This window comes from Thermincola ferriacetica, from assembly GCF_001263415.1.
GTDB classification, from domain to species: Bacteria; Bacillota; Thermincolia; order Thermincolales; family Thermincolaceae; genus Thermincola; species Thermincola ferriacetica.
On the sequence record NZ_LGTE01000002.1, the window covers coordinates 101,074 to 113,726 of the forward strand.

The following is a 12,653-nucleotide window of genomic DNA, read 5'->3' on the forward strand; positions in this document are numbered from 1 at the left end:
TTTAAAAATAGTTGCAATAAAAGGGTGAACAAAATGGTAACACGAAAAAGTCTTTTACAAAGTATCGTAATTGTAACAGTTTCTAGCTTGATGCTTTGGGGTATTGTTGGTTTTATATACAAACCAAACGCTAAAGAAATAGCTGCGATTCAAGGTGTAATAAATAAGGCTATTTACCTTCAGCTAGATAACCAGGCTACGACTAAGGATTTATCCGAAATTTATATTGATCCCTTAGTAGAACAAGGAATTAATCAGGTAAAAGAACTTAATGAGATTAGAAGCATTTCAAAAATAGAAAATGTTGTAATTAATATTAACGGGGAGTTGGCCACTGCGGAAGCAGACATAATTTGGACAAAAACAAGTGACTTAAATTCAACTGGCAGCAACCATGTGAAGTTTACCTTATCTAAGATTATCGATAAATGGAAAATAACAGGTGAAGAAATTTCTCCTATTACCTGGAAGTAAATTTTAGAATGATGATGAAAAGTGATTTAGAAATAAAAAAATAAAATATTAGTATAACAACACAAAAGGAGTTCATTTAAAATTGTCGCTTCCTGAGCTATTTGTCAGTGGCATTCCAGCCGTCAATGGCAGTTAGAAGTGGGCATTTCCCGAAATGCATGACATTTTAGAAATGTTTAGTTTCAACTGCCATTGACAGTAGAAATGGTGAAAAACAGCCCTCTTTGTCAGAGGGCTGAGACAAGTCACTGGCGTTCGGCAATAACCCGGGCAACAGTAGTGGCGTCAATAGTGTGCTGCTGGCGGGTGACGGCGTCCACCAGGCAGTCGGTACATATAGTGTGATTTTGCAAATTAATTTAGCGCCGCTTTTGCATGCCTGGCGCCGGCATATGGTGCCGGATGTAACCCGCCACCTCTTCCCTGCTCAACGGTTCTATCTTGTAACGCATCATAATCCTGTGAAACAATGGCCGGTTTTGATTCAGCGTCAACCGTTCGAGCAGATTAGGGAGACCTGACAGAACAAGGATAAAGGGGTTTTCCGAGTCCATGCCAAAGTTAAAGAGGATGCTCAGGTCACAAAAGAACAGGTCTTTGGCCATCTGCATTTCATCTAAGATAAACACCGGTGTGACCTTCCGTTCCCGGAAGAACACCTGGACAGCATGCTGAATCTGGTGAAATAGGTCAACCTTGCAGAACTTCAGTTTCTCGCCAAGACCTGCCTCCAGGCCCCGGTAAAAATCCATTACCGTACCGGTGGACAAGGGAAAATATATCACCTTGTAAAGTGAAGGATTCAGACTCTCAGCAAAAGCCCGCAGAGCAAAGGTCTTGCCTGCTCCCGGCTCGCCAACGATCAATCCCATCCCGCGGGTCTTTTTCAGAACTCCAGCCGGGCAGTAGTCTCGGCAAAAGCGGCAGAAGGAAAGGAATCAGATGTTTTAATTTCCTTGGCAAAGGGTATTTGGCCAGTGAATAAAAAGAACGGTACATGGGTTACCCCTCCTTTCCTGAGAGCATCTCCTGGAAGGAGAGGGCACGCTCCCGTTTCACCCTGGCATTGTCAGCGAAATTAACCGGCACGGCCTTTGCGACAGCCTGGCTGTCCTCATAGACATAGACCTCGTCATCGTCAAAGCGGACCTCAATCCTCTGGCCGATAAAACGTGGGGGCACCTCATAAAGTTTGTTATTGACGGAAATAGTCCCATCATGCTTCACCTTGCGTTTTTCGCGTTTTAAGAACAGCGGGTCTAAGGAAGCCGAATCTTCCACCATCTGCACCCGGCTGGCCTGGGACAAATACATATCCAGCGGACTCATCCCCAGTGAAGCATGAATCTTCCGGTGATAATCCTCCTCCAGCCACTGCCAGAACCGGCAGTTTAACTCATCAAGGGAATTAGCCGGCCGGGATTTCAGAAGCGGCATAAACCGCGTCTTGACAGTGCCGAAGAACCGCTCAATCTTGCCTTTGCTGGCCGCGTCATAAGGCTGGGTATGGGTAAGGGCGATACCCAGGCTGGCACAGGCGATCTGGAAGGTATCGGAACGGTAGATTTTACCGTTATCAACATACACAATCCTTGGTACCCCCCGGCGGATCAATGCCTCTTTAAACACTGTCCGCAGGGAATCAAACTTCTCTGAAAAAAAGAACTGGGCAAAAGGCACCAACCTCGAACAGTCATCGATAAAAGCGAAAAGAAAAGTCTTAGTCTTCCGCCCGTTCAGCACCAGATACGGCCCAACCGGCATATCCCCCTGCCAGAGAGTGTTGACTGTATCATAAGCAAACGCTTCCGTTCAGGGGACCTGACTGATTCTTTGCCAATCATCCCATGTTTTCTAAGGATACGGTAGACTGTGGCATAGGAAACATCCCTGGGCAGTATTTCACCCTTGTCCACCAGCCGGTCATAAAAGACAGACACTGGCATATCCCGCAGTTCCTGGCGCAAAGCCAGCAGATGTTCTTCCTGCTCCCGGGTGAGTTTCCCGGACTGACCCTGGTCGGAGCGTTGCTTGGGCTTAAGCCCATCAAACCCGGCCCGGCGGTAGGCCAGAAGCCAGCCCGCCAGCGTTTTGGGCGTAAACTCCTTAGGCCCGTAGTGGGGCACCTGATGAACTTTACCCGCTACTTCTGCCAGGTACTCCTTCTGGTTGGCAACCTGGCCGTTTAAAATGGGCGCAATGAGACCGTAACGGAATAACGCTACCTTTTCCTGATCTATTTCCTGCATAAAATCCCTCCTTTTTCAGGAGGTTAACCGGTTAACCATCCATGGTTCCATCCGGTTTAGGTTCTGGAGAAACCGGTTCCGGTAGAATAGCACAAGTTAATGATAGCCGGTGATTTTCCTGTATATCAGGCTGTTGTGCAACTTCTCCAGGATAACATCAACGGCATGCTGGAAATATGGGAGCAAAAACGATGGCAGTAGTGAGACCGTTTTTTTGCAGGAAGGGCATATCAGCCGGCAAATCGGCAACCGGTATTGTTTCGCGGCGGTGATGGCATTCCGCCAGTAGAAACCATGCCGGGCCAGACGCGTCCGCCCTTTACAACAAGGGCACTGATCAATCTCCGGGAAATCGTTCTTTTTCCCGCGCTCCGCGTACTCATCAATTGAAATGCTAAAATCATACGGTAGTATCAAGTAAATCACCCCAAACATTTTGCCAAAATTATATCAAAATGCCAGGGTGTCGAAAAATTGTTCAGGTTGTTTGATTTTGAAAAAATCTCACTGGTTCGGGAGAGGTTATTTTGCTAATCGACAGCAGATGGCGGGTACTGGTGTTTACCTGTTGACATTTATAATAGCAACAATGTTATTTCCTGGTTGTACTTTTCATAAAAATTTAAAACATGAGAGGTATGGGATTCCATACCTCTCATAACAATATAAGGGGAGTATCGAATGTTGAAAAAAACAACATATCTGATTCTTGTAATGTTAATACTTCTTTTTTAAGTAGTGGATGTGGCCATAGTGAAACGAATACAAAACTGATCAGCAATCTGAAATATAGTTTGTATGCTGATAATTTGGGAGATGTGAGTTATATTGAAATATTTAGTCTTGATAAAGGTAATTTTAAGTACAATGTTAAACAGATTCAGCTTAGAAAAAAAGGTTTGAACGCCAACCATATATATAAAGTAAGTGAAAATAAAATTTATTGTTCGAATTACGGTAGTAATGGCGAAATTCAGAAGGGTAGGATTGTTGTACTGAAAAATGGCGATATTATCAATACTATTAAAATTAAAGATAAATATGGTGCGCAGGATATTATATTCGACCCTGGTAAAAAGAAGGCTTATGTAATGTTCATTTTGCAACCTGCACCATACAATCCTTCAGGAACGCCGTTTAAAATAATTGATACTGAAAAAGATGAAGTAATTAAACCCTTTAGTCTCAAGGGATCGTTTTATGGATATGACATTAAAGGTAATTATATTTACGTTTGTGTAGACGCAATAGACTTAGGTTATAAAGATGTGCCAAATAATTATATTGCATCTATCAAAAGAAATACACAAGAAATCAAAGTTTTAACACCAAAAGGTCTAAATTTTTGCCCCACAGATCTTAAGATAGCCCCTAACGGGAAAATTTATATGGTTAGTAGCTTTAATAACCTCAAATACGAAGGCTGCAAAGAACCCAAAGTAAGTATTTATAATACTGATGGAACATTTTTGAAGGAAATAAAACTAGATTTGCCTGACTGTAATAAAATTGTCATAAACAAAGATGGGATGGCATATATAACTCACAATAATGGAGGTGATTCCGGCGATACAATAACTGTTTTTAACACAAATACAGATAAAGTAGTTGGTAAAATCAAAGGATTTAGTGGACCAGCAGGAATGGCCATTAAAGATAATTATTTGTTTGTTAGCAATTATAATACTGGTAAGATTTCGGTAGTAGATTTAAAATTAAGTAAAATCATTGGCAACATTAAACTGGGTGAAGGTGTTAATCCTTCAACGTTAGTAGTCTTTTGAAATTTAACTAGACTTCGCAACCCAGAGATTGAACAAAACCGATTTTCCTTAAGATGTTTTTTGCAAAAGGAAATTCCTCAGTTGTAAAGATTTTTCCCCAGGTACCGGTGGGGAATTTTTTATGTTAACCTAATTGCCGCATAAGAGATTGTTTCATCCGGTAGATTTCGGAATATTTAAGTACTGTAAATTCCTACTTCGGAGCAATGATTGTTTTATAATTGTGGTACCAAATCTGGCGACCGGCGGACAAAGGGGATGGGTGAATTTCATATAAAATATGGAATATAGAAAAAAATTCAGGTAGAATATAATCAATGAGCCAATCTGTTTTCGGCTGCCGCCATATATCGGTAGACGGCAGGCAGCTAATAACATAATGGGAGGCATTCTGATGGTTAACCAAATACGGATAACGGACGAGTTTTGTGAAATGGTTAAGATTGACTCCGCCTCATACAATGAGCGGAACTTTGCCGACTGGTTGAAAAACCGCTTAACCGGCATGGGTTTAACTGTTTACGAAGACAAGGCCGGCGAAATGCTTAATTCCGGGTGCGGCAACCTTATTGCCAGGCTACCCGGCAATGCCGAAGGGATACCCGCCATCATGCTGTGCGCCCATATGGATACCGTGGAGCCGGGCCGGGGGATTGAGCCTGTTGTTAAAGACGGGGTGATAACTTCTGCCGGAGACACTGTTTTGGGTGCTGATGATAAAGCCGGTATTGCTGCTATACTGGAGTGCATCCGGGTACTTCAGGAAAAAAATATTCAACATGGTGACATAGAATTGGTGTTCACCGTGGCCGAAGAATGCGGCTTGCAGGGTGTGAAACGCCTGGATTTTGATAAACTAACCGCCCGGTTTGGCTATGTCCTTGATTGTGACGGTTCAGCCGGGACCATAATCACGAAAGCACCGGCCCAGTACAGAATTAAGGCCGTAATATATGGCAAGGCAGCCCATGCGGGTATCAGCCCCGAGGAGGGCGTAAATGCCATCGTGGTTGCTTCCAGGGCCATCAGCAAGATGAAACTGGGGCGGATTGACCACCAGACCACTGCCAATATTGGTATCATCAACGGTGGAAAAGCGACTAACATTATCCCTGACATGGTCAACATTGAAGGGGAAGCCCGGAGTATTGACCCGGACACCCTGGAAAAACAGGTAGCGCAAATGTGTGGCGTGCTTGAAGAAACTGCCCGGGAGGCCGGGGCCAGGGTAGAAATAGAAAAGGAGTTTCTCTATCCCCATCTAAACCTGGCAGAAACGGACCCGGCGGTGAAATTTGCAGTACAGGCGGCCAAAAAACTGGGCCGGGAGCCAAAGCTGATCAGCACCGGCGGGGGAAGCGATGCCAACATTTTTAACGGTAAAGGTATCCCGACGGCTAACCTGGGTATTGGCATGAATAAAGTGCACTCCACGGAGGAATATATTACCATAGAGGACTTGGTATTAAATGCCAGATACCTGGTGGAAATTGTGCAAGTGATTTCAGCAAATGGTTCGGAGGTATAAAAATGATCAGAATCAGGCAGGGCAAGGTGGTCAAGGTGTTGACCGAAAACCCTGTGATGAAGGAAGTCCTGGTTGCTGTCGAAGGCGGCGAAGCCAGGGCGGTGAACTACAATTTATTAACCGGTCCCGTGGCAGAAGGTGATGTGGTAGTGCTGAACACTACGGCTGTACATAAATCGCTGGGTAGCGGCGGCTGGCATTTTGTGATGGCCAATTTATCTGTCCGGGAGACTGATACCGAAGAAGCCGGGCACATTATGAAGTTGCGGTATACGCCGGGGCAGGTAAAGTGCCTGGCCGTGGAAGAAGAGGAGAGTCCTTATCATGAGGCCATAAATGCCTGTGCATCTGTTGAGGGCTTGCCGGTCATCGTCAGTACTTTGCACAGCATGTTGCCCCTGATAGCAGCGGGGATCAGGGCTATCAGCCCGAAAATCAGAACGGCCTATATTATGACGGATGGTGCGGCCCTGCCTATCTGGTTCAGTAAAATGGTCCGCAATTTGACAGGCAAAGGGTGGATTGCAAAAACCATAACCATTGGACACGCCTTCGGGGGCGACCTGGAAGCTGTCAATATTTACACGGGCTTGGCGGCAGCGAAGGTTGCGGCCAAGGCAGATCTGGTTATCATCGGGATGGGTCCCGGCATTGTCGGGACAGGAACCAGACTGGGCTTTACCGGGGTGGAACAGGGTGAAATGATCAATGCCGTACATGTTATGGAAGGATTGTCTGTAGCTGTACCACGAATTAGCTTTGCCGATCCCCGGGCAAGGCACCGGGGCGTCAGCCATCATTCCTTAACTGCTCTGGGCAGGATAGCATTGGCCCGGGCCAAAGTGGTACTGCCTGAACTGGAGATAGGAAAAGCGGCATTAATTAATGAACAGCTCGCAGAAAGCGGTATTACTGAAAAACATGATATTGTAGTGGAGGATGGCAAGCCGGCCGTTGACCTTGTCAAAAGTGAAGGCATAAAAGTGACTACCATGGGTCGTGATATTGACCAGGATTTGGAGTTTTTCCTGACCGCCGGCGCGGCAGGGATTGCCGGGGCGAAACTAATCTAGCTTTCGGTTGATAAATTCTTTTAAGGTAACACACTGCTTTTCATATTGTTTTAGTTGCGCCAGTACTTCTTGCATTTTACCAACCAGATAGATCCTGTTTTTTACGACAATTTCGTAGAGCATGCCCGACCCCCCAAAAGTACTTCTGTTGTAGAATATGCCTGTCCACGGGAAATTATGCATGCTTACGCGATTATGAAAAAGATGGAGGCGGCCATGAAACAGTACTTTGTTGACTTGCATATCCATATAGGACGGACTATGGACGGTTCGCCGGTAAAAATAACAGCGGCCAGGGATTTGACCCTGGCCAACATATTAGATGAATGTCTGTACAGAAAAGGAATTAACGTTATTGGCGTAGTCGATGCCGGGTCGCCGAAAGTGCAAAGCGACCTGATAAGATTGGTTGAGGCGGGTAGTTTGGCTCCCTTGGACAAAGGGGGGTTAAGCTACCTGGGCAAGGCTGTGCTAATACTGGGAGCGGAAGTGGAAACGAGGGAGAAAAGCGGGGGCAAGGCGCATTTTGTCTGTTTTTTTCCTACCCTGGAAAAGATGAAAAATTTTACGTCTGTAATGGCCAAATACATTAAAAACATCAACCTGAGTTCCCAGAAAGCCGAAATCACGGCGGAAAAACTGTTTAATATTGTGGATGGTTTGGGTGGGATTTTTGTCCCGGCTCATGCCTTTACACCGCATAAAAGCCTGTTCGGGAATTGTGCTGCCCGGTTAACAGAGGTTTTTAGTCAACGGGCCATAGCCAAAATTTACGCCATCGAACTGGGGTTAAGTTCCGATACATATCTTGCTGACCGGCTGGCCGACCTTGGTGGTATAACGTTTCTTAGCAACTCAGATGCCCATTCTCTGCCGAAAATTGGCCGGGAATACAATGTGATTGATATGCAACAGGCCAATTACGAGGAGCTTTTAATGGCTTTGAAGCGGGAAAAGGGGCGGAAAGTGACGGCCAATTACGGTTTGGACCCACGCCTGGGCAAATATCACCGGACCCACTGCCTGGTCTGTGAGAAAATTGCAGGGGGAGCCCCTCCGGTTCTCAGGTGTGAGTATTGTGGAAGTGATAAAATTGTAAAAGGGGTGCTGGACCGGCTTGAAGAAATAGCCACCTATCGTGAACCGGTAAGCCCGGACCACAGACCGCCATATCACTATCAGGTGCCCTTAAGTTTTGTGCCCGGGGTCGGTAGAAAAACTGTAGACAAACTTTTGCAGTGCTTTGGAACGGAAATGGAGATACTGCATTCTGCTTCTGAGGAAGATCTGGAAAAAGTTGCAGGAAAGAAAATAGCATCTCTGCTCTGCCTGGCCCGTTCCGGTAAGGCGGAATTAACGGCAGGTGGCGGGGGCCGCTACGGCAAAATGTTAATCAGGGAGGAATAAGGTTTGCAAACAAATTTTATCGGTGTTAATGTAACGGCGAATGCCACGGGAGCAGTAGCCGCAGCCATGATGGGGCACCTGGTTATGGTAGTGGACGTGATTGATATGTCGACTACCCTGGAAGCTGCTCTGGATGCGGGGGCGGTTGCTGTATTTGGGGCCAGTCCCGACAGCTCCCGGGCGCCGGTGGACTTAAATCCGGAAAAAATAGGCATGGAAGCCGGCAGTATTGCTTTACGGAATGGTACAGAGGTAGTATTGATATCCGAACCCAGGGTCGGTACAGATGAAGAACGGCTGCAGCGGGCAAGCAAGGCGGTAGCGGGGATAAAAAAATCAGGTGCCCGGATTGCGGCGGTGGTTCCCAACAATGGGGCGGAAACGGCCAAACTGGTGGATTTTAAAAATAAGGTGGTACTGGCTGTAACCGACACGGGTGGTGTTGCCTATGATGCCGCATTTAACGCGGGAGCGCCGGCAGTAGTTACGGGGACTATTGCCAGGACCATGCAGAAAAGAGGAATAAAACCTGCCCATGACGCCGCTGCCCGGGCAGTGGAACAGGCTTCCCGGCTGGGTGTGGGTATTACGGTGGTAGCAGCCACGGCGAATTCGCTGGAAGATATCCTGGCCGCCGAATATATTGCCCGGCTCATTCTGGAGAAGGGCTTTACCCAACTTAAATAGTGGTGGCCACATTTTTGGTATAATTATCAACCAACCCCCATACTTATTTCACAGGACAAGGTTATTTTGGTGAAGGGGGTGCCGGTTGTGCTACTACGTTTAAAACGTGCATGTAGGCAATATTTTAGAAACAATTGGCTGTTGGGTTTAATATTGGTCATATTTTTCATGGCCGGTCTTATTTTTGGAGCAATAGGAGCAAAAAGTCTGGACCAGGGCATGAAGAACGAACTGTCAAAGACAATGCAAAACTTTATTACCAAGGTGCCGGGACTGTCGCTCGATAAAAAAGCAGCTATAAAGGGATCTTTAGTGCAAAATATGTATGTCATTCTGACCATGTACATTTTGGGGCTCAGTGTGGTTGGTGGCATACTGGTTCCCGTATTGGTATTCACCCGGGGGTTTACCCTGGGCTTTACCGTGGGTTTTTTGGCCTATGACCAGGCCTGGAAAGGGGTGCTGTTATCGATAGTATTGGTAATCCCCCAAAATCTGATCTTTATTCCCGTTTTATTGATTAGCGGTATGTTTACCCTGACTTTTTCGGTTTTTTTTGCTAAAAACAGGTTTATGTTCAGGGAATTTGAAGTAGGCCGGCCGGCGCTCTTTTATACCGTTGGTATGGGGTGTGCGGCAGTGATGACTGGTGCGGGATGCCTGATGGAAGCCTATATTACCCCGTCCCTCATCAAATATTCCATAGCTTTGCTGTTTTGACATATTACCCGGATAAGTTCTAAATTGCCCCTGACCACATATAAATTAATTAGAAAAGATACTTGATATATGTCAGGGAAGCGGGGGATAAGGGTGTTTTTCATATTGAGAAACAAAACCAAAGAAAAAATTACTTTTGGGATTAGAATATTAATTACGATTGTTATTCTTGGTATGGTCATCACTCATCTTTACGGGATTTATAACGGATATGTTTTTACCAGCCAGCGATTATTAAGAGAGGATAAACCAAGTGGCAACCCCATGCGGGTAGAACAAACGCAAACTGCCGGTGACAAGGAGATGAAGACCGACAACCTGCTGGATGAATTTGTGGTCAAATTAAAGGATTTCTATAAGAAGGATTAGAAAAAAAGGAATTCAATGGTGCATTGTGGAAAAAAATAGAGTAGCACTGGCTACTCTATTCTAGTTTTACCCTGCAATTGACGAAGCCACTGAAAAATTGGTGGAAAAGGGGTATTTTTATGAAAGCCTTAATAGAAGAATTTATTTATTACCTGACTGTTGAACGGGGATTGGCGGAAAATACTTTGGAATCCTATGCCCGCGATTTGGAGCGGTACAGCGCCTTTCTGTCCAAGCACGGGATAACTAAATTTGCAGCAACAAACAAGACAAATGTTATGGCCTACCTGTTGCATCTGCAAAAACAGGGCAAAGCCACATCCACGATTTCGAGGCATCTGGCTTCCCTGAAATCTTTTTATCAGTACCTGCTGCGGGAGAAACATATCGAACAGGATCCTACCGTAAACCTGGAGTCGCCAAAGCTGCAAAAGAAACTGCCCAGGGTTCTTTCCGTAGAAGAAGTTGAAATACTGTTGAATCAACCAAGGTTAAATGAACCTGCCGGGTCCCGTGATAAAGCCATGCTGGAATTGTTGTACGCTACGGGCATTAGGGTAAGTGAATTGATATCCCTGGATCTGGACCATGTCAACCTGGAAATGGGTTATGTCCGGTGTTTCGGCAAGGGTTCAAAGGAAAGGATCATTCCCATCGGGTCTCTGGCGAAGAAATATGTGGAAGAATATTTGCACCGGGGCAGAGTTAGACTAATTAAGTCCAAAGGAGAAACGGCCCTTTTTGTTAACCACCATGGCCGGCGCATGACCAGGCAGGGTTTTTGGAAAATAATTAAAAAATATGCCAGGGAAGCGGGTATTAAGAAAGATATTACCCCGCATACCCTGCGGCATTCTTTTGCGACCCACCTGTTGGAAAACGGCGCCGACCTGAGATCTGTTCAGGAAATGCTGGGCCATGCAGATATAACTACCACCCAAATATATACACACCTGACCAGAGGGCGGTTAAGAGAAGTTTATTCCAAGACACATCCAAGAGCTTAGACAGGAGGGCGATTGAATGGACATAGGCAAAATAACTCTAATAGTGTTGGACAGTGTTGGGGCAGGAGAACTGCCGGATGCCGATAAATATGGCGACCGGGGAAGTAATACCCTCGGAAATACAGCCAGGGCTGTAGGTGGTTTAAAACTTCCCAACTTACAGCAGTTAGGGCTGGGTAATATTATAGACATTGAAGGAGTTAGTCCCGATGAAGCCCCTGCGGGGGCGTTCGGCAAAATGGCTGAAGTTTCCGCCGGAAAAGATACAACTACCGGACACTGGGAAATAACCGGTATTATTCTGGACAGGCCTTTTCCGGTGTATCCCCACGGTTTTCCGCAGGACCTGATCAAAGAATTTGAACGCCGGATAAATCGGAAGACCCTGGGCAATGAAGTTGCCTCGGGAACGGAAATTATTGCCCGCCTGGGCAAAGAACATATGGAAACGGGCTATCCGATAGTCTATACTTCCGCTGATAGCGTTTTTCAGATAGCGGCCCACGAAGCGATAATCCCCGTGGACGAGCTGTATAAAATGTGCCGTATTGCCCGAGAAATGCTCGCCGGTCCTCATGCCGTAGGTCGGGTCATTGCCCGGCCTTTTATTGGGCAGCCCGGCAATTTTCAAAGGACAGCCAACAGGCACGATTTTTCCCTTTCCCCACCGGGGAAAACGGTTCTGGATTTGTTGAAAGACAATGGCCTAAATGTAACAGCCATAGGCAAGATACAGGATATTTTCAATAACCAGGGCATTACTGAAGCTATACATACGAAAAGCAATATGGAGGGCGTTGACAAAACCATTGCAGCGATGCAAAAGAAGGCAACAGGACTTATCTTTACCAATCTGGTAGAATTTGATTCTTCCTTTGGCCATCGCAACGACCCTGCCGGTTATGCTAGGGCCCTGGAGGAGTTTGACAGTCGACTGCCGGAAATTCTTGAACAAGTCGGGGAAAAGGATATTCTGATTATTACCGCTGACCACGGATGCGACCCGACCACAGAAAGTACGGACCATTCCAGGGAGTATGTTCCCCTGTTGGTCTACGGTCCCATGATAGCAGAAGGCACAAATCTGGGTACCAGAGCAACTTTTGCCGATGTGGGGGCAACTATTGCTGATTTTTTCGGTTTTAAACTGGAGCACGGGACAAGCTTTAAAAACCAGGCGCTGAAAGCAGGCGTTATCCAACCATGAGTTATCCGAACCAGTAGAAATTTATTAGAACCACGGAGTACACGGAGGACACGGAGAATTATTTAATAGAATCTGTGGTGATTTTTTTGGAGCAACGGTTCTTTCACCGCTACAGTTAGCGGCACAGACTTTATAAACATATATAGGG

The 12,653-nt window shown here is 45.9% G+C and carries 12 protein-coding genes and 1 pseudogene; 10 read left to right on the forward strand and 3 right to left on the reverse strand.

Features of this window, described 5'->3' with window-relative positions; translation table 11 throughout:
- The first annotated feature begins 33 nt into the window (after positions 1–33).
- Entirely contained in the window at positions 34–474 is a 441-nt protein-coding gene (locus tag Tfer_RS02125; protein ID WP_052216677.1) for a hypothetical protein, read from the forward strand.
- Positions 475–833: 359 nt separating this feature from the next.
- Here Tfer_RS02125 and Tfer_RS02130 read toward each other — a convergent pair whose 3' ends face one another.
- The 3 genes and pseudogenes from Tfer_RS02130 to Tfer_RS02140 form a co-directional block, all read right to left on the reverse strand.
- Entirely contained in the window at positions 834–1,346 is a 513-nt protein-coding gene (locus Tfer_RS02130; RefSeq protein ID WP_242843536.1) for an ExeA family protein, read from the reverse strand.
- Positions 1,347–1,476: 130 nt separating this feature from the next.
- Positions 1,477–2,723: pseudogene (locus tag Tfer_RS02135) on the reverse strand (transposase).
- A gap of 96 nt (positions 2,724–2,819) precedes the next feature.
- Entirely contained in the window at positions 2,820–3,140 is a 321-nt protein-coding gene (locus Tfer_RS02140) for a DUF6431 domain-containing protein (protein WP_052216678.1), read from the reverse strand.
- Positions 3,141–3,361: 221 nt separating this feature from the next.
- Here Tfer_RS02140 and Tfer_RS02145 point away from each other — a divergent pair, with 221 nt between their 5' ends.
- From Tfer_RS02145 to Tfer_RS02185, 9 genes are all read left to right on the forward strand, one after another.
- Positions 3,362–4,507, forward strand: coding sequence for a YncE family protein (locus tag Tfer_RS02145; protein WP_052216679.1), 1,146 nt, complete (start codon positions 3,362–3,364; stop codon positions 4,505–4,507).
- Between the two features lie 394 nt (positions 4,508–4,901).
- On the forward strand, positions 4,902–6,035 hold the full coding sequence (locus Tfer_RS02150; protein ID WP_052216680.1) for a M20/M25/M40 family metallo-hydrolase: 1,134 nt from the start codon (positions 4,902–4,904) through the stop codon (positions 6,033–6,035).
- 2 nt (positions 6,036–6,037) lie between these two features.
- Positions 6,038–7,108 carry a DUF3866 family protein gene (locus Tfer_RS02155; RefSeq protein WP_052216681.1) on the forward strand — a complete coding sequence of 357 codons (1,071 nt, stop codon included), beginning with the start codon at positions 6,038–6,040 and terminating at the stop codon, positions 7,106–7,108.
- A gap of 69 nt (positions 7,109–7,177) precedes the next feature.
- Positions 7,178–8,515: an endonuclease Q family protein gene (locus tag Tfer_RS02160; protein WP_242843537.1), complete on the forward strand. Its 1,338-nt coding sequence runs from the start codon at positions 7,178–7,180 to the stop codon at positions 8,513–8,515.
- Between the two features lie 3 nt (positions 8,516–8,518).
- The gene (locus tag Tfer_RS02165; RefSeq protein ID WP_052216683.1) at positions 8,519–9,202 is read left to right on the forward strand and encodes a hypothetical protein; all 684 of its coding nucleotides are present in this window, start codon (positions 8,519–8,521) and stop codon (positions 9,200–9,202) included.
- A gap of 87 nt (positions 9,203–9,289) precedes the next feature.
- Positions 9,290–9,922, forward strand: coding sequence for a stage II sporulation protein M (gene spoIIM, locus Tfer_RS02170; RefSeq protein ID WP_052216684.1), 633 nt, complete (start codon positions 9,290–9,292; stop codon positions 9,920–9,922).
- A 105-nt stretch (positions 9,923–10,027) separates the two neighbouring features.
- Positions 10,028–10,291: a hypothetical protein gene (locus Tfer_RS02175; protein ID WP_152908942.1), complete on the forward strand. Its 264-nt coding sequence runs from the start codon at positions 10,028–10,030 to the stop codon at positions 10,289–10,291.
- Positions 10,292–10,410: 119 nt separating this feature from the next.
- On the forward strand, positions 10,411–11,298 hold the full coding sequence (xerD, locus tag Tfer_RS02180) for a site-specific tyrosine recombinase XerD (RefSeq protein ID WP_052216685.1): 888 nt from the start codon (positions 10,411–10,413) through the stop codon (positions 11,296–11,298).
- A 16-nt stretch (positions 11,299–11,314) separates the two neighbouring features.
- The gene (locus Tfer_RS02185; protein ID WP_052216686.1) at positions 11,315–12,505 is read left to right on the forward strand and encodes a phosphopentomutase; all 1,191 of its coding nucleotides are present in this window, start codon (positions 11,315–11,317) and stop codon (positions 12,503–12,505) included.
- Positions 12,506–12,653 lie beyond the last annotated feature (148 nt).

What these genes read in the sequence shown, in the direction of transcription:
- xerD (WP_052216685.1), top strand. Translation starts at nt 10,411, where the DNA reads ATGAAAGCCTTAATAGAAGAATTTATTTATTACCTGACTGTTGAACGG.
- Tfer_RS02130 (WP_242843536.1), bottom strand. Translation starts at nt 1,346, where the DNA reads ATGGGATTGATCGTTGGCGAGCCGGGAGCAGGCAAGACCTTTGCTCTG.
- Tfer_RS02125 (WP_052216677.1), top strand. Translation starts at nt 34, where the DNA reads ATGGTAACACGAAAAAGTCTTTTACAAAGTATCGTAATTGTAACAGTT.
- Tfer_RS02155 (WP_052216681.1), top strand. Translation starts at nt 6,038, where the DNA reads ATGATCAGAATCAGGCAGGGCAAGGTGGTCAAGGTGTTGACCGAAAAC.
- Tfer_RS02150 (WP_052216680.1), top strand. Translation starts at nt 4,902, where the DNA reads ATGGTTAACCAAATACGGATAACGGACGAGTTTTGTGAAATGGTTAAG.
- Tfer_RS02145 (WP_052216679.1), top strand. Translation starts at nt 3,362, where the DNA reads ATGGGATTCCATACCTCTCATAACAATATAAGGGGAGTATCGAATGTT.
- Tfer_RS02185 (WP_052216686.1), top strand. Translation starts at nt 11,315, where the DNA reads ATGGACATAGGCAAAATAACTCTAATAGTGTTGGACAGTGTTGGGGCA.